The 22,119-nt window shown below is 68.4% G+C and carries 14 protein-coding genes; 6 read left to right on the top strand and 8 right to left on the bottom strand.

The features are described from left to right. Positions 1–6 precede the first annotated feature (6 nt). Positions 7–2,940, bottom strand: coding sequence for an acyltransferase family protein (locus C8271_RS12930; RefSeq protein ID WP_245921144.1), 2,934 nt, complete (start codon positions 2,938–2,940; stop codon positions 7–9). Positions 2,941–3,060: 120 nt separating this feature from the next. Between C8271_RS12930 and tgt the strand changes: the two genes are divergently transcribed. Together tgt and C8271_RS12920 are read left to right on the top strand one after the other, a co-directional pair. Beyond that, complete coding sequence (tgt, locus tag C8271_RS12925; RefSeq protein WP_425428196.1) at positions 3,061–4,401, top strand: tRNA guanosine(34) transglycosylase Tgt; 1,341 nt, start codon at positions 3,061–3,063, stop codon at positions 4,399–4,401. Between the two features lie 32 nt (positions 4,402–4,433). Next, a complete protein-coding gene (locus tag C8271_RS12920) occupies positions 4,434–6,248 on the top strand; it encodes a PQQ-binding-like beta-propeller repeat protein (protein WP_106507637.1) in 1,815 nt (604 codons plus the stop codon). Here C8271_RS12920 and C8271_RS12915 read toward each other — a convergent pair. The 7 genes from C8271_RS12915 to C8271_RS12885 all read right to left on the bottom strand — a co-directional run bounded on the left by C8271_RS12915 (position 6,217) and on the right by C8271_RS12885 (position 16,904). Further along, complete coding sequence (locus C8271_RS12915; RefSeq protein WP_106507636.1) at positions 6,217–6,918, bottom strand: hypothetical protein; 702 nt, start codon at positions 6,916–6,918, stop codon at positions 6,217–6,219. The two genes, C8271_RS12920 and C8271_RS12915, sit on opposite strands and share 32 nt — an antisense overlap. A 181-nt stretch (positions 6,919–7,099) precedes the next feature. Further along, the gene (locus C8271_RS12910) at positions 7,100–7,651 is read right to left on the bottom strand and encodes a hypothetical protein (protein ID WP_106507635.1); all 552 of its coding nucleotides are present in this window, start codon (positions 7,649–7,651) and stop codon (positions 7,100–7,102) included. A 235-nt stretch (positions 7,652–7,886) separates the two neighbouring features. Further along, positions 7,887–10,859, bottom strand: a complete 2,973-nt coding sequence (locus tag C8271_RS12905; RefSeq protein ID WP_106507634.1) for a glycoside hydrolase family 2 TIM barrel-domain containing protein — start codon at positions 10,857–10,859, stop codon at positions 7,887–7,889. Between the two features lie 475 nt (positions 10,860–11,334). Further along, positions 11,335–14,013, bottom strand: a complete 2,679-nt coding sequence (locus tag C8271_RS12900) for a family 78 glycoside hydrolase catalytic domain (protein ID WP_170957898.1) — start codon at positions 14,011–14,013, stop codon at positions 11,335–11,337. Between the two features lie 192 nt (positions 14,014–14,205). Then, positions 14,206–14,886: a hypothetical protein gene (locus C8271_RS12895; RefSeq protein WP_106507632.1), complete on the bottom strand. Its 681-nt coding sequence runs from the start codon at positions 14,884–14,886 to the stop codon at positions 14,206–14,208. 1 nt (position 14,887) lies between these two features. Then, positions 14,888–15,691, bottom strand: a complete 804-nt coding sequence (locus tag C8271_RS12890; RefSeq protein WP_138774582.1) for a hypothetical protein — start codon at positions 15,689–15,691, stop codon at positions 14,888–14,890. Between the two features lie 178 nt (positions 15,692–15,869). Then, positions 15,870–16,904 carry a hypothetical protein gene (locus C8271_RS12885; protein WP_106507630.1) on the bottom strand — a complete coding sequence of 345 codons (1,035 nt, stop codon included), beginning with the start codon at positions 16,902–16,904 and terminating at the stop codon, positions 15,870–15,872. Between the two features lie 332 nt (positions 16,905–17,236). Between C8271_RS12885 and C8271_RS12880 the strand changes: the two genes are divergently transcribed. The 4 genes from C8271_RS12880 to C8271_RS12865 all read left to right on the top strand — a co-directional run bounded on the left by C8271_RS12880 (position 17,237) and on the right by C8271_RS12865 (position 22,058). Next, positions 17,237–18,559, top strand: a complete 1,323-nt coding sequence (locus tag C8271_RS12880) for an ABC transporter permease (protein ID WP_245921143.1) — start codon at positions 17,237–17,239, stop codon at positions 18,557–18,559. Further along, a complete protein-coding gene (locus C8271_RS12875) occupies positions 18,556–19,758 on the top strand; it encodes an ABC transporter permease (protein ID WP_245921142.1) in 1,203 nt (400 codons plus the stop codon). The genes C8271_RS12880 and C8271_RS12875 overlap by 4 nt, the downstream gene beginning before the upstream one ends. Before the next feature lie 8 nt (positions 19,759–19,766). Then, on the top strand, positions 19,767–20,399 hold the full coding sequence (locus tag C8271_RS12870; protein WP_106507629.1) for an ABC transporter ATP-binding protein: 633 nt from the start codon (positions 19,767–19,769) through the stop codon (positions 20,397–20,399). 162 nt (positions 20,400–20,561) lie between these two features. Continuing rightward, positions 20,562–22,058 (top strand): DUF3375 domain-containing protein, encoded by a 1,497-nt coding sequence (locus tag C8271_RS12865; protein WP_106507628.1) that lies wholly within the window; start codon positions 20,562–20,564, stop codon positions 22,056–22,058. The last annotated feature ends 61 nt before the right edge of the window (positions 22,059–22,119 follow it).

Raw genomic sequence — 22,119 nt, 5'->3', positions numbered from 1 at the left:
CTGATCCTAGAGGATCGTCGCCTCACGGACCGTGACGGACAAGGGGTCAGTCAGCGTCTGCTCGACGAACTGGCGGGTGAGGTGATTGTCGTCAAGGTAGACGTAGGTGGTGCCGACGATCGGCGCGCAGCGGCCGTCGGGGCAGACCCGGTCCGAGAGGTCCACGCCGAGGATGCGTGCGGGTGTCCCGTCCGTGCGGGGCGCTCCGGTCCTGGCCAGGAGATCGGTTGCCGGATCAACGTCGGCAACCTTCTGAGCACGCGGTGCTCCGCATTGTGCGTCGGCATCCGCTGGAGTGCCGCCGCCGTCCAGCACCGCTTCCGGGCACTGGTACTGGTCCTGGGGCCAGCGCGGCGTGTCCCGCACCCCGACGACGGTGATGCCGCTGTCCAGGATGCTCTGCACGGCCTCATCCGTTCCCGCGGGAACGATCTCCTCAGCCGAGTCCGGCGTGGTGCGGGTCACCGTGGTGAGCACAGCCGTGGGTTTCACCTGGGCCAGGTACGCCATCACGTAGTCGTGGTAGCCCGCGCAGTAGTCGCCCTCTGTCTCCGGTGTGGTGAGCGTGCACCCGGACATGCTGAGGTTCACGACCTGCAGGTTCTGCCGCTGGGCTTCAGGCAGCACTGCCGGGATGAACTGACGTGCATGGGAACTGCCCACCACCACGATCGTGCCGGAGACCGAAGCATCTCCGGGCAGTGCCTGCTGACAATTCACTTCGCGGAACGGAGCCGACGGAGCCCAGGCCCCGGCGCAACGTTCAGGAAGATCGGGCCATTGCTCCGGCAGCTCCCACCCATATGGCCGCACCTGATCGGCGGTGATCATGTCTCCGTCGGCAGAGCCGCCCTCATCCGAACCGCCGCCGTCGGAGACAACAGGAGGAACCTGCGAGCGGGTGGTCACCAGCCCGTACCACCAACCGCCAGCAGTGCCGAGCACCAGCGCGATGCTGGCCGCCACGGCGGTGAGGGCCCGCCAGGGTCGTGCCTCAAGCCAGGTCGAGTGGCGGATCGGTGCGTCGACGATCCGTGTCAGCAGCCAGGCGAGGACCACCGAGGCGAGCAGGACGACGAATCCGTCGGCCAGCCCGGCACGCTCCTGGCCGGAGTGGTGCAGCCACACCACCAGCACGGGCCAGTGCACCAGGTACAGCGCGTAGGAGATGTCACCAATGAACGCGGCGGGTCTCGTGGACAGCAGCCTGTCCACGCCCCAGGCCCGGCCCGAGTATCCGGCGATCACAACGGCGCCCGCCGCGGCGAGTGGCCACAGCGCGATCCACCCCGGGAATACGGTTGCGACGTTGAGCACCATTCCACAGGCCAGCAGCGCGATCAGGCCTATCCAGCCCAGCAGGGCACGGGCGGTGCGCCAGCGAGGCGCGACGTCGTCCTCGGGTCGCGCAGCGCCCGTCACGCGGTCGATGAAGCGCAGGCTCAGCGCCAGCATCGATCCGGCCGCGAACTCCCACAGTCGTGCCGTGGTGTCGAAGTAGGCCACGGGCTGGTTGCGCACTGTCTCGGTGATCGACCAGGCCAGCGACGCGCCGAACACGATGAGCATCACCAGCAGCAGGGGGCGTCGCACGCTGCGCCCGCGGCGCGCGAACGGCAGCGCGAGCAGGAACAGCAACGGCCATGCGGCGAAGATCTGCCCCTGCACCGACAGCGACCAGAAATGCTGCAGCGGAGAAGCGGCGCCCGCGTCACGGGCCGCGTAGTCGACCTCCTGGAACACCAGCAGGACGTTTTGCACGTACAGCGCACTAGCTCCAGCCTGCTCCATCACCGTGGGCCACAGTGACTGCGGCAGCCACGCCCAGGTGGCGGCGAGCGTGGCCACGATGGTCACAGCCGCCGGGGGGAGAAGCCGCTTGAAGGTGTGCAGCCAGTATCGGGGGATCCCCAGTGGCCTGCCGGATTCGAGCCGACGCACGAACGTGCCGGTGAGGAAGAAAGCGGACAGGAACAGGAATACGTCCACACCGCCGGAGACCCGGCCGAGCCACACGTGGTAGATCGCGACGAGTCCGAGCGCCACGGCGCGCAGCCCGTGCAGCTCCCCGCGGAAGGCGGCGCGGCTTCGCGGCCGCGCAGGCGCAGCCGCTGCTGGCGTCTGCGGTGCCTCGGCGCTGCCCGACCCCTCACCTGCTGGCGCCAGGGCCGGCTGCTCGCCGGTACGGGCGGGTGCCTCCTCGGTGCGTCGCGACACTGCGCGCCCGGTGGACCAGGCATCTTCGGCGTCCTGTTCGGCCTCTTGTTCGATCGGGCCCTGCAGCCAGTCGCCGAGGTCATCGGCGAGGTACCCGATGGACTCCAGGAGCGGATCGGCTGGCGTCTCCCAGTCGTCGGCGGAGGTGGGCACAGCCGGGGACGTGACTGTCTGGTCGCCTGTCTGCGGGTCGGTGTGCGGTTCCGACGCCTGTGCGGTGGTGTGCGGTTCCGGTGTCGCGATGTGGTGCGGAACCGGTGTCCAGACGGTGCCGCCCTCTGTCGATGTATCCAGAGAATCGAGGTCAGCGGGTTCGGCACTCGGCGGAGAGAGCCACACCGCCACGGTGTCGTCGCCGGGGTCGTCCTGCAACCAGTCGTCGGCGGACGCGGCTGGTGGCGGGGTCGGCGTCGGGACCACGCCGGGGCCGGTGTCTGGCCCGGTGTCGGCGTCGGAGTCAGTGGCCGTGACGGCGCCGGAGTCCGTGCCGGTGCCGGGGCCTGTGTCAGTGGCCGTGCCGGTGTCAGCGTCGGTGCCGGTGTCCGTGTCGGCATCAGCCGTCTCCTCACGACGCGCGCGCTCGGACTCCTCGCGACGTGCCTGCTCCCGGGCGGCACGCTCGCGTGCGTCGAGCTCCTCCGGCGTGAGTGCCCGGGCGCGACGTCCACGTCGGCGGCCGGCAGGAGGAGTCGGCGGATCACCCGGCGAGCTGATGTGCTCCACCTCCCGATGAGGACCCGACGAGTCTGTGCACGGCCTCTGCAGCGCTGACAGGCAGTGCTCAGCAGATCCTAGTGGACGCCCCGAGCCGCACGAAGCCGCTCATCGTGGGACCATGGGCCGGTGACCGACCGCGCCGATGACCAGCACCAGTCCCATCCCGTTGCGTCCGCCGCCGAGGGGAGAGCCGACGACTCCGCGACCGCTCACGGCCCCGGGCGCGCAGACGTCGGCTTCGACATCACCGCACGCCATGGCGAACGAGCGCGTGCCGGCGTGATCCGCACCCCGCATGGCGCGATCTCCACCCCTGCCTTCATCCCCGTCGGCACCAAGGCGACCGTCAAGGCGGTGCTGCCCGAGTCGATGACTCAGCTGGGCGCACAGGCGCTGCTCGCGAACGCCTACCACCTGTACCTCCAGCCCGGGCACGACCTGGTCGACGAGGCCGGCGGGCTGGGCGCATTCATGAACTGGTCCGGCCCCACCTACACCGACTCCGGCGGCTTCCAGGTGATGAGCCTCGGCGCCGGCTTCAAGAAGGTCCTCTCCAGCGAGTTCTCCGGAGGCGAGAAAGCCCGCACCGCCTCCGGCGAGGACGACGACGTCGCCGAGGGCAAGGAGCGCCTGGCCCACGTGGACGATGACGGCGTCACCTTCCGCTCCTTCATCAACGGCGATGTGCACCGCTTCACCCCCGAGGTCTCCATGCAGATCCAGCATGGGCTCGGGGCAGACATCATGTTCGCCTTCGATGAGCTGACCACGCTCATGAACTCCCGCGGCTACCAGGAAAAAGCACTGGAACGCACCCGCCTGTGGGCGATCCGCTGCCTGGCCGAGCACCACCGCCTCACCGCCGAGCGCACCCACCGCCCCTACCAGCAGCTGTGGGGCGTGATCCAGGGCGCGCAGTACGAGGACCTGCGCCGCAAGGCCGCCCGAGACCTCGGGACGATGGAGGTCGACGGCCGTGGCTTCGACGGCTTCGGCATCGGCGGTGCGCTCGAGAAAGAGAATCTAGGCACGATCGTCGGCTGGGTCAGCGAGGAGCTGCCTGAGGATCGGCCCCGCCATCTGCTGGGCATCAGCGAGGTCGATGACCTGTTCACGGCGGTTGCTGCAGGGGCCGACACCTTCGACTGCGTCTCCCCGTCACGGGTGGCGCGCAACAGTGCCGTCTACACCCGCTCCGGCCGCGTGAACCTCACCGGTGCTCGCTACCGCCGGCAGTTCGCCCCCATCGACGAGGCCTGCGACTGCTACACCTGCACGCATTACACCGCCGCGTACATTCACCACCTCTTCCGTGCCAAGGAGATGCTCTCCTCCACTCTGTGCACGATCCACAACGAACGCTTCGTGGTGCGCCTGGTCGATGAGATCCGTGCGAGCCTGCATGACGGCACCTTCGATGCGCTGCGTGAGGAGCGGACAGCGGCCTACTACGGTGCGCCCCGCTGAACCGCGAGAAGGGACGCACGATCGAGCACGACATGGACAGGCACAACGAGTCGCCGTCTGCACATGAGGTGCCGTCGAGCGCCTGGGATGACGGCGCCGTGCGTCACCGTCAGCCCTCCAGCGCTGGTGACGCCCTCAGGGTCGATCAGGTCGGTGGAGCCGACGGGGCCGACGGGGCGGGCCGGGCCAATCAGACTCGTGGGGCCGACGGGACAGGCCGGGATGGTCGAGACAGCGACGCTGATGCTCGCCGCGAAGCCGACGACGACACGGACACTGCCGAGCCATGGACGCGGGACCCCGTGGTACTGCTCGGCGCGGCGATCGTCGCGCTTGCGCTCGCCGGAATCGCGGCACTGATCGCGGACCGTCTGCTGCGCGGAGACCTGCAGATTCTCGCCTCGATCCTGGCCGGGGTGGCTGCCGTGTGCGCCGCGCTGGTCCCTCTGCGGCATCGGCACCTGCGCATCAAGGCAGTGGCTGCAGTGCTGGGCCTTGCCGTCACGGCGATGCTCGTAGTGCCCGGCTGGGTCAGCACGCGACCTGAACGCCTCGCTGATGTCGCTGCGGTGCGGCTCGCCCCGCTTGGCGACGGCGACCGCGTGGTGGCGCCGCCCGTCCCATCGGGCCCGGTGCTGATCCGACGCGCCGATGGCACGGCCCAGCTGGTGCTCGGGACAACAGTGCACGAGGTGGAGGCGAGCGCCGGTGAGGTACTCGCCCTGGACCACACCGGCACGCACCTCGCTCGGATCGCCGACGGAGCAACGGAACTCCTCGCGCTGCGCAGCAGCTCACCGAGCCGGATCGCACAGCTGCCGGGCACGCCGGTGTCGCTCGGCGACGGGGTGCTGGTGATGCGGGACTGCAGCGACGGAATCTGCCGGATGAGCGGATATGACCTCGCAGCGGTCGGCGGTTCGGAGCCCGATGAGGAGGCGCCGCTCTGGGCGGTCACGGTGCCTGATGAAGAGCGGGGGCCAGACCCCGCTGGCGTGATGCTGGATCCCGCGGCGCCGCCAGCCGGTGCGCTGGACGCGATCCGCGCCACCGGCCTGCTCGCACCGATCCCCGTGCGCTATGACGACGCGCAGGGCTGGATCCAGGTCGACCCGCACACGGGCTTCCCTGTGGGTCAGGTGATCAGCGCTGCGTCAGAGCCGTGCCGCGTGGCCGTGACCACCGATCGCACCGGGGCAGAACCGCTGGTGATGACGGTCTGCGCGGAGCATGACGGGGCGCTGGTGGCGGCTGCACTGCGACACGGCGAGGAACTGTGGCGCTCCGAGGCCTCCCCGACGGGTACCTGGCGCGTGACGATGGACAGTGCTCGCGTGATCGCCCGCGGCACGGAGACCGGAACGGATACTGAGGGCGAGATCGTCGCCTCGGAGGCGCAGGACGCATGGTGGGCGCCCGGTGGCGTGCTGCTGGAATCCGCGGATCCGATCCGGGCCCGCATCGGTATGAACGGCAGCATCATGCTGGTCGAGAACGCTCACGGTCAGGTGGTCGCGTACGACACCGCCACCGGGGAGAACCCGTGGACACTGCCGGCTGCGGAGTCGACAGGGTCTGCTGAGCACGGGCAGCAGCCTGCCGTCGCGCGCGGCGCCCTGGGGTCCCGGGGCGCCGCGGTGATCGATGGTGCGCCGCGAACACGCCCCCTCGAGCCGCGCAATGCCCGCCGGATCCGGTTGGTGGATGCCGACGGGCACATCAGCGGCCAGTGGATCGTGGCTGATCAGGTCACGGCGGTGCCGGCCGCGGATGCGTTTGGCGCTGTGCTCAGCACGGATGAGGCGAGCTGGCTGCTCAGGCCTGCGGAGCCTTCCCCCAGCTCCTGACACGGATCGAACCGCCGATCACGACCACAGCGAACAGCAGCGCAAGAACCAGCGTGGCGATCCCGCCCGCGAGCCCCACGCCCGCCGCGATACCGGCCACCGCGCCAGGCTCAGAGGAGTCGGACACGCCGGTGGCGATGTTGATGATGACCGAGACGATCATGCCGAGCACCCAGAACACAGCGGGAGCCGCCGCCACGATGATCGCTGCCACGCGGGCCGAGGCTCGCGCCTGGATAGCTGCGACGATGCCGACGACCGTCAGGGCGAGCGCCAGAAGGAGGCCGATGATGCTGAGCACGCCGGCCAGAAGGAGCCCGATCCCGAAGATGCCGAAGCTCGCGCCATCGGTCGAGGAGGCCAGCCCCACGCCTGCCGCAGCAGCCGCGATCACTGTGCCAGGCACGAAGATGCGGATGAGCACGATCACGATCGACAGGATCAGCATGGCTGTGCCGAGCTTGCGGACGAGGCTGCGCTGCTGCGGCGTGACCGTGCCTGGCTGGAAGGAGGGCGTGCCCGGCGGGGTACCACCCGGAGCGTAGGCGCCTGCGGGCGCGTGTGCTCCCTGCGGCGCACCTCCCGGCGCATGAGCTCCCTGCTGTGCACCTCCCGGCGTGGAGGAGTACGGCCCGGGTGCGCCATACGGTGTGTTGTGGCCCTGCGTCATGAATAACCCCCTGGATCACGTGTGCTGTCCGTGCCTGGCACGGATCTCGACGGGGACCAATCTAACCGCATGCTGGTGCGTGCGCAGACGCGGTGATGTCCCCGAGCTCGCGGAGCGGGCCAGCATCCACCGGTGCGGCCGTGCGATGGCCACGTTCTGCCCCAGAGCTCGCGGCACGCGTTCAGACGGAGACGCTCGCCGCGCGGCGCACCCGCAGCGCACCGATCACGAGCACAGCACCCAGCGCAAGGGTGCTGAGCGCGGTGATCGCCCACGTTGCCAGGGCGAACCAGCGCAGCGAACCCCCGTCATCAGCCACGACGCCCGTGGCGGGATCACCCAGAGCCGCACCCCAGATGAGGCCGACCACGAACCCCAGGATGACCTCGACCAGCCACAGGGCGAACGGAGCGACCGCGAGCACGATCGACCAGAGCCGTGGGGCGCCAGGGGCGCGGATCGCGGTGATCACCGCGATGATGACCAGAGCGAGCAGCGCCCCGAGCGCGAGCGCACTGGGCACGAGGGCGATGAAGCCTGCCGCCTCGGATATGCCCAGCTGAGCGGGGGAGGTGTCCTCGGACAGGACCGCATACGGCGTGGTCATGATCGAGATCAGCCGGATCACCTGCGCGATGGCCCGCAGCACGATCACCGCGATCGCGAGGATCAGCAGCCAGGTGGCGAGGGAGCCGATAGCGCGGGGTCCCCCAGTGGCGGCGGTCGGCGCCACCCCCGTGGGATAAGCCGACGCCGTCGAAGGACCTGACGCGGTGGGGTACGGGGCCTTCTGGCCAGGGGGCGGCCCCGACGGGTCGGCGCTGCCCCACGAAGGGGCGGCGCTGTGCCCTGACGGGGTTGTGCTGGGGCCTGACGGGGCCGGTGCGGGCCCCGTCGGCCCGGTGCCGGGACCGAACGGGTCCTGTGCCATGGCGTGAATCTCCTGAACCGTCGGCGAACGGTGTGGGTCAGGCGGAGACCGGGGTCAGCCGCATCCGCAGGGTGGCCGACCGGGCCGTGAGCACGTACTCAGGCAGCGGGACGGGGCCGCAGGCGGCCGAGCCCACGCCATGCAGCGCAGCAGAGATCGTCACCCAGGTGCGGCCGTCGGCGCGCAGCGACCCGTTGTGTGCCCGCAGGTCAAGCTCAGCACTGGACCACGGCCGGGCCGCGAAGCCCAGACCCTCAGGCATGGCGAACTCGACCCCTCCGGCGTCGTCGGTCAGCCGCGCCCGCACCGTGCCGGCGCGGTTGCCGTTCTCCTGCGGGAACACGTAGCGGGTCTGCAGCTCCTCGAGGGTCGCGGACCAGGTCCCGAACGTCGTGCCGCCGCCGGTATCCGGGTAGGACTCGTGCGGCCCGTACCCGTCGTACTCCACCGCGGTGAGCTGCCTGTCCAGAGCGATCGTCCACCCGAGCCGCGGCAACGGCAGATCCTCCGGCCACCTGCTGCTCGGCGCGATCTCCACCTGCACGTCCACAGCTGTGCCGTCGCTGGTCCAGGTCTCTGTGACGTCGGCCCCGAGCCCGTTGCCGTCCAACCCCAGATGAGTGCGCACCACCAGCGCATCGCCATCAGCGCGGGCCTCGACCAGACGCCGACGGGCCACATCCAGGCAGATCTGCTTCCACCGCGCCTCCAGTGGCACGCGGGTGCGGGCCCGTTCATTGTCCACCGGCGCCCGGTACAGGTCAGCCCAGGCATGCTCAACCTCTATCCAGCCGAGCTGTGTCAGACGAGCGAGGTCATCGAAATGGGCTGGGCCGAGTTGCCAGGAACCGTCCTCCAGCTGCTCGGGTGCGACCTGGCGGCTGAGCGCCGGCACGCGGGCGGCGAGCGCCCGGGCGTCGACGTGATCCGCGGTGACCAGCTCATGCCCGGCCGGGACCGGGCCATCGGCCTCCCGAGTCACCAGGCGCACCGTGGTGACCTCTGCGGCGTCGGGCAGCGTCAGCTCAGTCTGCTCCCCAGGGGCGACCGGGTGAAGCTCGAGCTCCTGCCAGGTGACGCGGCCATCGACCGACACCTCGGCGCGCAGATGGCTGAGATCCCGGAAGGCGTAGCGGCTCTTCACCACCGCGCGCCCGGGCGATACCTCCAGACGCACCGGCGAGTAGTGGTGCTTGGCGTCCTCCAGCGCGGGGGAGGGGGTGCGGTCCGGCAGCACCAGGCCGTCGGCCACGAAGTTGGCGTCATGCAGGCGCTCCCCGAAGTCACCGCCGTAGCCCCAGATCGGGTTGCCGTCGGCATCGGTGGTGTCGATGCCGTGGTCGATCCACTCCCAGATGAATCCGCCGTGCAGCGCCGGGTACTGCTCGACGAGGTCCATGTATTCCTTGAGGGAGCCGGCGCCATTGCCCATGGCGTGCGCGAACTCGATCCAGAAGAACGGCTTGGTCAGCGCTGGGGCGTCGTCGAAACCGCCGTCGGGTGCATCCAGGCCGAGCCCGCGCAGCATGTGCACGAGCTTCTCGCGGTACTCGGCGCTCAGCTCGCGTCGACCGATCTGCTCGGACTCCTCATGCGTGGAGTACATGAGGGAGAACATGGCGGAGCGATCGGTGCGGTAGTCCTGTTCGTAGATCACCGGGCGCGTCGGGTCCGCGGCCTCGGCGGCGTCGAACATGGCATCGGTGACCTGCCCGGTGGCCGCCTCGTTGCCGAGCGACCAGATCACCACCGACGTGCTGTTGCGGTCGCGGGCGATGAACCGCCGCGTGCGCTCCACCAGGGCGTCCTTGAACTGCGGGTCATCGGCGGGACGCTCAGCGCGGCCGGAGGGATCCTCGCCCCAGGTGGAGTCGGAGTGGAAGCCGTGAGCTTCGAAGTCGCCGTCGACCAGCACGTACAGTCCGGCCTCGTCGCACACCTCGAGGAAGCGCGGATGCGGCGGGTAGTGACTGGTGCGCACCGCGTTGAGGTTGTGCAGCTTCATCAGCTCCACATCGCGGTCCATGTTCTCAAAGTGCTGGGTGCGGCCCACACGAGGATCGGCCTCGTGACGGTTCACGCCGCGCAGCACGATGCGCTCCCCGTTGATCCGGAAGATCTCGCCATCCACCTCGACGCGGCGGAAACCGATCCGCAGCGTGACCGTCTCGGAGTCGGTCGCGATGGTCGCGTCGTACAGCGTCGGCCCCTCCGCAGACCACGGCGCGACCTGCTGCACGGTGATCGGGCCGTCGGTGCTGGACGCATCGATCCCGAGGGCTGGCACCTGCACCTGCGCCGGGATCTCTTCGCCCGACGCGTCGCGGGCCGTGACGGTGAGGGTGCCGGCGCCGGTGGCGGGGTCATAGTCGGCCACGGTGGTGAGGTCCTCGACACCGCCGGCGGGACGCAGCAGCAGATCCACGCTGCGGAAGATCCCGGAGGTCCACCACATGTCCTGGTCCTCCAGGTACGTGTTCACGGACCACTGCACCACGCGCACCTCGAGCAGGTGCTCGGCTCCGTCCGCAAGCGCATCAGTGACGTCGAACTCCTGGGTGAGACGGGATCCGGAGGTGACGCCGACGTCCTGCCCGTCGATCCAGATACGGGCCGCCGAGTCGACACCCAGGAAACGCAGCACGATCCGGCCGCCCGCCTCGACAGTGTTCGACCACTCCGCCGGGGCCTGCACGGTACGGAAGTAGTGGCCCGTGGGGTTCTCGTCCGGCACATGCGGCGCCTGCCGCGGAATCGGATAGATGACGTTGGTGTACTGCGGGGCGCCGTGACCCTGCAGCTGCCACATGCCGGGCACCTCGATCGTGCCGGGCTCACCCAGGCCGGTGCCGTCGGCGCGCTGTCCGTAGCGGAAACCCCAGGTGCCGTCGAGGTTCAGCTGCGGTGCGTCGCTGTTCAGGTGGGCGCGGGCGGGCAGGCGATTGCGGCCGCCGGGCAGCTCTTCCCACCAACGGTCGGTGCGGTCGACGGGGATCGTGGTGGTGGGCATCGGTGTCCTCCCAGCGGCGGGTTCTGAGCGTTCCCGATAACCCTAGCCCCCGATGCGCTGGCCTGGGCGTGGGCTGGGGCTGAGCGTGGGTCTGGGCCTGGGCGTTCGGTGGGGGCCATCGTGCACCGATTCCGCGCCATTGTGATGGTCTGGGCCACGCCCTTCGGTCGGTGCTTCGGCTTGGGCGGTGCTATTCGGTACTGCAGCGTGGCGTCACCGTGCCACAGGGCGGTGGCACCACGCTGCAGTACCGAATTCCCCCGCCGGGGATGCCACAGGTGCCTGGCCGAGTGGGGGAGGTGCCTGGCTGCGGCGCGGTGGGAGGGGCGGTTACGGGCCAGGCCGAGCGTGGAAAGGGCCCGGCCGCGGCGCGGCGGGAGGGGTGATTGTGGGCCGGGCCGAGCGTGGAAAGGGCCCGGCCGTGGCGCGGTGGGAGGGGCGGTTACGGGCCAGGCCGAGCACGGGAAGGACCTGGTCAGGCGGCGGGGCAGGCGAAGCGGTGCTCGCCCGGGCCTGCCTCGTGCACGGTGCCGTCGGGCAGCTCGACGCGTGCCTGTGCATCTGCCGGCACGGCCACGGTGAGGTGGAAGCGCCGGTCCCGCACGGCCCAGTCCACACTGATCTTTCCGCGTCGGCCGCGCGCCCACGTCAGCCCGGGCAGGATCGTCGGTGCCACCGTGAATGAGGACCAGGCCGGGCCCGTGCGCCGCAGCCCGAGCACGTCCTCGTGCAACCAGATCGCGCCGGAGCCGTGGAAGTAGTGCGCGCGCGATCGCACCGGATCCACCCACATCTCCAGCAGCGTCGAATGCCCTGCCCGTCGCCATGCCTCCCAGCTTGGAGCCTGCGGGTGGGTGGCCATCCGCATCGCCTCCGCGCCGTGACCTGCACGCGTCAACACGCCGGGCAGCGCGGCGATGCCCAGACAACCCACGTGATGATGCCCGTCGCGTGCGGCGAGGTCGGCCAGCAGTGAGTCCAGCACCGTCTGCTCGGTGCCTGGCGGGCACAGGCCGTGGGCGAGGGCCAGGGCGTTGGGCGCCTGCCGGTAAGGGCGCGCGCCGGCGGGATCGGGTGCGGGCTCGCGGGTTTCGTTGCCGGACGGGGCGCCCGGGGCGGTCTCCCACGGCTGAGGCGCGGGTTCACGAGTATCGGTGCCGGACGGGGTGCCCTGCGGCGAGTCGTCGGTGCCGGACGGGGCGCCCTGCGGCCAGTCCCCGGCGCCAGATACGGTGCCCTGCGGTGAGACGTTGGTGCCGGGAGCGGCGCTCTGCGGTGAGTCGTCGGTGCCGGACGGGGCGCCCTGCGGCCAGTCCCCGGCGCCGGGCACACCGGTGCGGAAGCAACCACTCGTCTCATCGAAGAACACGCGGTGCAGGGCCGCGGTGAGCGCGTCGGCCGCCTGACCGAAGCCGCACCCGGAGGCGTCGGCGCCGGGGGAGTCATGCACGGTGCGCAGAGCCCGGATCAGGGCCGACGTTGCATAGAAGCGTGTGTCCTCGGGCGGGGCGCCCCACGTGCCGGGGGAGAGGTAATCGCCGAGGATGCCGACCGCGAGACCGTCCGCATCCAGCACCGACAGCTCATGGCGCAGATACCGCAGCACCGACTCACGATGCTCGGGCCATACCTCCTCGCCGTACTCCTGGGCGACCGCCTCCACCAGGATCGGGTACAGCGTCGTCCACTCCGGTGCTGGTGCGCACGGGCCGGGGGCGAAGCCCCATCCGGCGGAGGGCACGATCACCGGCAGCGCCCCGTCATCTCGCTGCGCATCGCGCATGTCCTGCAGCCAGCTGAGCATCATCGTGCGCAGATCGAAGCTTGCCAGCAGTGCCGGGAGGGACGTGAGCGCATCGCCCGTCCACCCGTTCTTTTCGTAGGTCGGGGTATCGGTGGGGACCCAGAACAGATTCATCGCGGCCGTTGCGACGAATGCCTCATGCAGCCAGGTGAGAGTCGGGTCCGAGCAGGCGAAAGTGCCGGTGACCGGGACGTCTGCGCGTGCCTCGCGGGGAATGACCTGCACGTCGGTGCCGACCTCCGCGCCGGTGACCTCCAGATAGCGGAACCCCTTCCAGGAGTGCTCGGCTTCGTAGGGCTTCTGATCCACGGTGACGATGTCGCGCTGGAAGCGTCCGGTGGGGATATGGACCGATCGGGTATCGATGCGGCCGTCGGGCCCGAGGCTCTCCCCGTGCATCACCTCCAGGCGGTGTGGTCCGGGGCGCTGCGGCTCCACGCGCACCCAGCCCGCAATGACTCGCCCCAGGTCGCCGACCCAGTGGGACGGAGCGACCTGGGTCCAGGAGACGGTCGGTTGTTCGATGACGCGGATCGGTGGGGTGATGGCCTCGCGCAGCTGCGGCGCGTGCGGATGGGGCGTTGCGGCTGCCCAGGGGCTGTCATCGAAGCCGGGCTCGCGCCAACCGGCGGGCTCTCGCGGCTCCTCCCAGGTCTCGCCTTCGTACAGTGAGTCGAAGCGGCGGGCACCGGTGGCGCAGCGCCACTGCTGGTCGGTGCAGATCCGGATGCGCGCCCCGTCGTGCAGCTCGATATCCCATCGCAGCCAGAGGGCGGGCCGGCCACGCCACGGGGCGGACTCCCACTGCCAGGCGCCGAGAGTGTGCATGTCGTAGAAACCGCGGCCCAGCTCAGCCGACAGCACGAGTTCTGGAGCAGCCGATTCGGCATTCGGGTCCGCGCCGCGCACTGCCGTGGTGTCCGATGCCGGGGCGCGCCCGTCGAGCAGCGCGCGCACGAGGGCGGTGAGGTCGACGGTGCGGCAGCGGGCGATGGTGGAGAAGTTGCTTTGGCCAGGGGCCAGACGGGCATCATCGAGGCGGTGCCCGTTCAGCCGCAGATCCGCGGTGCCCAGCACCGACCAGGTCACGGTCGAGCGCGCGATGCGGTCCCCGAGCCGGTGGGCGGTACGGCGCGCGGAGTCGCGTTGTTGGGGGCGCTGCAGCGCCGCCTGCGCTCCGGCAGCAGGTGCATCGTCATCGGACAGCACTGCATCCACGGGAATGGCGCGACGCAGCAGGGGAGCCGGCAGATCATGGAACGGGGCGCTGATCCACCGCGCACCGTCTGAGCCCGTTGCGGGCTGCGCAGTGTCCGTTGCGAGGTGGGGCGAGGGCTCCGGGCCGTTCATCGCCCCATTCCACCATGTCGTCCGCTGGCCGACGAGCATGCAGACTCACCTATGGATCGCAGCGTGATGGGGATCCGGCGAGCACTGTCCGGCGCGTTCACGCGCTCACCTGTGTGCGGTTCGGATCGACTGCCGACGAGAGGGTGGGCTCACCCGTGCGCGCCCAGGTGATGCTCGCGCAATCCGGTGTTGTTAGGTGGCCCGGCCGGCGCCCCAGCCGGGGATCTCCTGCCGATGGGAACCAGGGGCACCGGAGAGGCGACCGGGCGGCAGTGCAACCGAGGGGATCTGCTCGGCGCCGGGCACTCGAGCATTCGTCATGGCGGCGGTGAGGGCGTGGACGAACCGTTCGGCGGACCCGGACAGCGCGAAGAGTTCAACAGTGCTGCCAATGCTGGCCACGATCTCGTTCTCCCGAAGGCGGCCATTGCGCACGGTGCCGATGCGCCGCACACGGAGCGAGACGCCTGTTCCGGAACCCTCGGTGATCATCATGCCGCTGGTGAAGGACGATCTGTCGACGGCTTTCAGGTAGGCGCGGAGGTTGGACCAGGTGCGCACACAGGCTGGGTCGACGTCGTTGAGGAAGATGACATCGGGGCGTCCGCCGGGGACGAACGCGCCCATCACAATCGCCCGGTCGGTGATGACAAGTCGGTGGCGGCACAGGAACCAGCTGAGCGGGGCCGCGACGAGCACCCAGAGGGCCCCGAGGATAGCGATCGCTGCGCCCGGGCTGCCCGTGGCGAGAATACCGAGCGCGATCAGCACGGGCAGGAACCACAACACGATCCAGACGTACCACGGCCAGTGCATGATGAAGCGGGCCTGCGGTACGCCGACGAGGTCGGGATGCGATAGCGGTGAGGACACCTCAGCCTGCCTCGCTGGGCGGTGTGGCGTCGTCCTCGAGAAGTTCGCCGAGGAGCTGCTCGGCGGTCGCGCGGGAGATCTCGATGAACTGCATCGGCGTCGAGTCGTCGGCCGTACCAGGTTCGGACTCCGGGCGGGAGACCAGGAGCGCAGTGCTAGTTGCATAAAAGGTGAACTGCTCTGGCTCCGTGTCACGGCGGACGACGGTCGCGACTGTCAGGGCGCGGGTATCGGCGAGCGTTGTGCTCAGCGGCGAGGTCTCGCTGAGATCATCGAGATCAGCGACGATGGACTCTCCGTCGTTGGAGGCGACCTGGTCTTGGTCCACGAGCATCAGTGCGCGCTGGGGAGCCTGGGCCGCAGGTAGCACGACGAAGTGGTGGAAGCCATCCTGGGTGATCTCTTCCTCGAGGATGCGACCGTTTTCGTAGCCGTAGTGAATCAGTGTGTGGGAACTTTGCTGGACGACCCGATGGAAAGAGACGACCGACGAGGCGGATCGACGTAGCGTGATCAGCCCCTGAACCGGGTCGGCAGCGATCAAACGGCGAGGATCGTCGCCAAGGTCTGACCAGTCTTCGGCCAGCATCTCAGCGGGCAGAACTAGCTGGCGGGCGATCAGCCCGCGCAGTGCCACGCTCGCGGCGTGCTCTGTGCTGATGGTCTCCGCATTGGCGGTGATCCACGGTGTGGGCACGAGCTGATCGGTGGCGATGCCGTCAAGCGCGATCAGCTCCTCATCGGTGAAGATGCCGAACTTCTGGGGGCCGTCGTCAGCCCCCTCGAGGACGACAGCGGCGCACATGTTTGCACGGGAGGCACCGGTCGGAGGGGGAGGAGTCGAGGCAGCCATGGGGTCCTTCCACGAAGGGGCTTTGTGGAGCCGGGGTTGATGTGATCCTCGCATACAGTGCGAGGTTCATCCGACGATCCGGTGATGTCGTTCGCAACCACGCTCGGCTGCGACGAGGTGACGCGGCGGTTTAGCCGAAGATCGAGCCGAAAGCGTTGCCGACGGCCCCCAGCCCGTCGCCGATCGCATTCCCGACGGCCTTCGCTCCATCGACGACTGCGTTGCCGGCACTCACGGCGGCATTGCCGACAGCGTCCGCGGCGCCTCTCACGAGCGGGATGTTCTCGTACGCCATCTTGCCGATATCCATACCGGCCGAGACCACGCCGAGCCCGATGCCGACACCAGCGACGATCGGCGCAGCCGGGCCGGTCAACGGAGCAATGAGGGTCAGGGTGCCCGAGGCAACGGACAGGCCACCCGAGAACTTGTCATAGCCTGTGGAGTCCGGGCTCATCATCTGGTTTATGCCCAGGCCGATGTCGAGACCTGGCAGGAGCTTCCCAAAGGTCTTCGAGCCGAGCTTCACCCACGGCTTGGTGGCGTCGGTGATCTCATCCATGTGCGAGAGGAGCTTCCCCGCCCACTCCTTGCCCGGAATGTTGATGCCGAAGAGCGAGCTGATCGTCTTGGGGATTGCGTTGCCGAGCTTCTCCCAGCCCTTGCCGAGCAGCTCATCGACCCACTCGGCTCGGATAGCCTTGCGCTCCATTTCCGCCAGGGCCGGGAACATCTGCTCGAGGTTCTTGAGGTCCTTGAAGGCATCTCGAAGATCCGGGAAGCGCTTGAACATGTCCAGCATCTTCTTCGGGTCCTGGATGAGCTTCTGGATATTGCGGGCGAGCTTGGTGAGGTCGGCGGGCCCCTTCAGCCAGTCGTTGAGCTTCTCCCAGAAGCTGCGGGGGTCAGAGGCGTCATCCTGTTCGTCGGCGTGAGTGGAGAGCTCGTCAGCATGGTCGTAGAGCGAGGCCGTCAGGTCGTTGAAGCGCGGGCTGATGCTGCTGAAGACAGTGTCGCGGAACGTGTCGGCGTCGGGACCTTCCCACGTCACGGTCTGGGACGACTGGATGACCCGGTTCTGAATATCGGTGAGCGTGCCGATCTTGGCGCGCATCGTGTCTGACATCGTCCGCAGCTGCTCGGTATCAGCGCCATAAAACGTCATCGCCGCCTCCTTGGCGAGTGAAAAGTGGGTCGTACCAGGGCCGCCCGTCGACCCGAACACGTCAGACAGTAGACGTGGGCGTGGGGGACGTCGATGGGGAGAAGTCCCCGTGCCATCCCGGTGGGTCCTCCGGGGGCTGACGACGACGCTGCTCCCAGCACCCACGCAGATGACAGCATCCGTACAAGTGTCATCCATGAGTTCCACAGGAACGATGCGCACACTCCCCCCTGGTATGGGCGAGCACCGTTGATGCCGACAGGAATGCCGACAGGAAAGGGACATCGTTGTCGTTCGTAGGAAGAGCAGTGCGCTACTGCGCCAGAAAGCCGGTGAAGACCCTCATCATCCTGGTGGTCTTCACCATCATGGCCACGGTGGTGATGGCGACTCATGCAGTGACCCACGCAGCTGACAAGGTCTCGGATGAGATCGACGCCAAGACAGGCCAGGGCTTCGTGCTCGAGAACAACCCGCAGAACAACCTGGGGACGCCGCGCGGTGCGGGCACAGTGAAACGTGCCGACATCGAGAAGATCGCCCAGCTGGATCGGGTGCAGGACTACGTCGCCAGGCAGAACGTCACGGCTGATCTGGTCGGTGCGACGGTCCAGAAGCTCGACCGCGATGACTACGACAGCGAACGTGAGGCTCAGTTCGGTAACGCCGTCAATGTGTGGGGCGTCAACACCAGCGAGATCGCGGGCAACTTCCGAAGCGGTGCTCTGACACTCAGCGCAGGCCGTCACCTCAGGCCCGACGATACGCATAAGGCGCTGATTCATGAGGACCTGGCCAAGGCCAACAACCTCACCGTGGGCAGCAAGCTCACGGTGAAGGGCAACAAGTACGACGCCGACAATGAGCGACAGTCGACCGAGGAAGTGGAGACTGAGATCGTCGGCCTGTTCTCCGGCAAGAACACCGGCCCCGTTGCTCAGCGCAGCGAGCTGTACGCCAATACGGTCTTCACGGACCTCGACACCACGCGGGCGCTGTATCAGTTCACTGACGAGACCGAGATCTATCAGGACGCGAACTTCTTCGTCGCGTCGGGCGCCGACGTCGATCAGGTGGTCAGGGACGCCGCCGGTCTGAGCATCGACTGGAAGAACTATCAGCTCTCCCGCGCCACGCAGTACTTCTCGGGCATCACGGGCGCCGTGGACGGAATCAAGAGCGTGATGCGGAAGACGACGACGGCTACGACGATCATCGCTGCCGCCATCGTCATGCTCATCCTGTTCCTCTGGCTGAACGAACGCCATAAAAAGACGGGCACGCTGCTGTCGTTGGGCGTCACCAAAGCCAGCATCGTCGGCCAATACCTGATCGAACTGCTGGTCATCGCCGTGCCGGCATGCGTGATCGCCTTCGGGGCAGCGAGCCTCATCGCCCAGTCCATGGGGAACGCGACGCTGAGCGCCGTCAACGCCGCGGCCCAGGAGGAGATGTCTCGGGCCGGCCAGTTCGGCGCGGACATGGAGTCAGCGATGTCCACGCAGACGCTGGACAGCCTGTCCGTGGGTCTGACGCCCGACGCGGGAATCTACGCAGCCGTTCTGTGCCTTGCTGTCATCGTGCTGGTGGTTGCCATCGCTGCCTTCCCCATGATGCGCAAGCACCCCCGCGACATCCTGGTGACTGACGCATGAGCGACGCCTGGTCCAGAGCCTGGCGCTGCATCATCCGCAGACCGCGCCGCAGCGCGCTGATGGTCCTGCTCATGGCCGTGGTGTTCACCGCGCTCGTCGCCCAGTCCGGTGTGCGATCGACGATGCATGACGTCAAACAGGCGATCAACACCAGCATCGGTGCAGGGTTCACCGCCCACGGCGAACCCACCCTGGATGCGGAGCAGGCGGAGCGGCTGGCCCACCTGCCCGAAGTCGCCCAGCACAGTCTCGAAGCAGAAACCCTCGCCACACCGGCAGGAGCCAGCGCGGTGCCGGGGACAGGCGGCATTCAGCTCGACCCCGAGTTCGGCGGTGATGTCAGTGTGATCGGCGCGGGCAACTCGGCGCTGTATCCGGCTTTCCAGGGCTCGCTGTATCGCCTCGTGGAGGGCAGCGGTGTGGGCTCAGGGAAGCGGCAGGCGCTCGTCCATCGTGCGTTCGCCGAGCACAATTCGCTGACGGTGGGCAGCACATTCACGCTCACCCGGGAAGGCGCCGAGGTCACCGTGACGGTGGTCGGGATCTTCGACGGAAAGGCCGACAATCCGTCGGGGTTGCCGTCTGGGGACTCGGAGAATCAGGTGTTCGTCGACGTGGCGTCGGCCCAAGAGCTTGGTGCTCAGCTGTCCGCCGGCCGGTATCTCGCCGCGTCGGCCGACCAGCTTCCTGCCGCTCTGCACGCTGCCGAGCGGGCCGCCCCCGATCTGGTGCTGGACGATAACTCCGCGCAGTTCGCGCCGGTGCTTCACGCGATCGCCGGGGTGGAGCGTCTGCTGACCCTGCTGCTCCTGGGCCTCAGCGCTGCGGGCGGATCCGTGCTGGCGCTGGTGAGCGCGTTCTGGGTCCGCGGGCGCATTCGCGAGATCGGAATCCTGTTAGCAGTCGGGAAGAGCAAAGGTGCCATCGTGGCCCAACTAGCTCTCGAATCGGGAGTGTTCGCTCTCATCGCCGCGGTGATCGCCACGGTGGTGGGGCAGCTCCTCTCGAGCCATCTCGCAAGCACGGTCGTTGCGCACGCAGGCAGTGAGGCCCTCTCCGCTGTTCATTTCACGATCAGTGCATCCAGTATTGCTATCGCGCTGGGAATCGGAGTGCTCGTCACGGCGGTGGGAATCACCGTCGGAGTTTTCCCCATCATGCGGCAGCGGCCGCAGCACATTCTTTCTTCGATGAGTTAGGAACAATAATGAGCATTATGCAGCTTGATCATGTCAGCTACACCTATAAGCGCACCTCGCAGCGTGTGCTGAACAACGTCCAGCATGATTTCGAGACGGGGACGTTCTACTCTATCGTCGGCCGCTCCGGGGCGGGGAAGACGACGATGCTGAATCTGCTGGCCGGGCTGGATGCCCCCAGCTCGGGGACCGTGCGCTTCGACGGCAAAGACATTGCCGCATCCGGATACTCCGCGCACCGCCGAAAGAACATCGCGCTGGTCTTCCAGAACTACAACCTGATCGACTACCTCACCCCGCTGGAGAACCTGCGCCTGGTGAACCGGAAGGCGACGGTCGACACCCTTCAGGAGCTGGGCATCGACGCCGACGCCGCCAAACGTAGTGTCCTGGCGCTCTCCGGCGGCCAGCAGCAGCGAGTGGCGATTGCTCGAGCCCTCGTGTCTTCGGCACCGGTGATCCTTGCCGATGAACCCACGGGAAACCTGGATGAAGACACTGCCCAAGGAGTGATCGACATCCTTCGAGACGCGGCACATGAGCGCAACAAATGCGTCATCGTCGTGACGCACTCCAAACAGCTCGCCCGGGCGGCAGACGTCTCCCTTCAGCTGGAGCGACGCGCACTCGTGCAGCGCTGACCGCGCGCCACGTGGGCCGGAAGTGCGGCGGGAGCGTCGTTCGGCAGAGCGGCGGGAGTCGTCGGCGCCGGGACGGATGCACGGCGGGGCGGCGCTGATGGCGGGACGGATGCACGGCGGGGACCGACAGGTTCTCGAGCCGCATTGGTAGGCTCGCCCATCGTGAACCCACCCTTCCGTGACGGCCCCGCGGCATCCCGCCGCGACGCCGTGGCCGCACGCAAGGAGGCGTACGAGCAGCTGCGGGGATTGTCCACGTGGCGTCTGCTGGCCGCCACCAAAGCGCCAGCGGTGCTCTCCATCCTGCAGGCCGTCTTCCCCGGCGGGGATCGGCGCCTGCCCCGCTCCGAACTGGTGGCGCGTGTGGCCACTCACCTGCCGTTGCTGCACGAGGATGAGCAGGTGGCGCGCACCGCGCCCGAGTACGTCGATTCCTGGGTGCGTGAGGGCTATCTGACGCGGCGCGATGACCCGCAGCGAGTGGAGACCACTTTCGAGCCGTCACCCGCGACGATCGACGCGATCCAGTTCATCGCCTCCCTCGAGGAGCATCGTCCCACCACCACTGAGTCCCGCCTGCAGTTGGTGGTCCAGCAGTTCGAACGCCTCGCGCAGGAGACCGAGACCGACCGCGACGTGCGCCTGGCAGACCTGCAGCGCCGACGCGAACGGATCGAGGCGGAGATCCGGGAGCTGGCCGAGGGCGAGTTGCTACTGCCCAGCCCGGAGGCGTCGGTGGATCGGCTGCGGGACATTCTGCAGATCGCCTCCGAGCTGTCAGGCGACTTCCTGCAGTACCGCGAGGACCTGCGGGCGGTGGATCTCAGCCTGCGCGAGCAGATCCTCAGCCCCGAGGGATCCCGTGGCGAGGTGCTCGAACAGCTGCTTGCCGGTGACGACCTGCTGGGCCAATCCACGGTGGGACGCACGTTCACCGCGTTCTTCCGCATGCTGAACGATCCGCAGCAGACCCGCATGGCGCAGGAGCTCGTGGACCGCCTGTTGGAGCGCGACTTCGCACGCACTCTCACGCGGGAGGAACGCGAGAAGCTCGCCAACGTGTTCAGCGACCTGTACGAGCCGGCGCAGGAAGTCCTCGACGTGAAGACCGAGCTGTACCGGTCCCTGGCTCGGTTCGTGCGCTCTCAGGATTTCCGCCAGCACCGGGTGCTGCTGGAGGCGCTGCAGGAAGCCCAAGGCATTGCGCTGGCGCAGAAGGATGAGGTGTCCAGCCGCGCCCCATTCCCCCTCGAGCCGCTGCTGTCCCGTGCTCGTCTCGCGTCAGTCTCCCAGCACCAGCTGAAGGATCCCACCGATCCGGGTGCGCCTGCCGAGGCGGAGGTTCACGACGCCACCACGCTCAGCGTTGAAGTGCTGCAGGATCTGGTGCGCACGAACGACATCGACATCGTCACGCTCACGGACGATGTCAACACGGTGCGAGGCAGAGCTGGTCAGGCTTCTATTGGCGACGTGCTGCGTGCCGCCCCGGCACGGCAGGGCTTGGCGAGCGTGATCGGCCTGATGTTCCTGGCCACACAGCATGCGCAGGCGCGTGAGGGCTCCACCGAGATCGTCACCTGGCGTGAGCTGGACGGCAACGACTACGCCGCGAAGGTGCCGGCCTACTACTTCCTGGACGACGTCCCGGCGCAGTGACCCGGCGGCCGTTGGCCCCGTGGCAGAGGCCGTTGCCGCGTCTGAGGATACGGCGCGTGGG

This window comes from Brachybacterium timonense (assembly GCF_900258505.1).
GTDB lineage: Bacteria > Actinomycetota > Actinomycetes > Actinomycetales > Dermabacteraceae > Brachybacterium > Brachybacterium timonense.
This window is presented reverse-complemented; position numbering and strand designations above follow the sequence as displayed.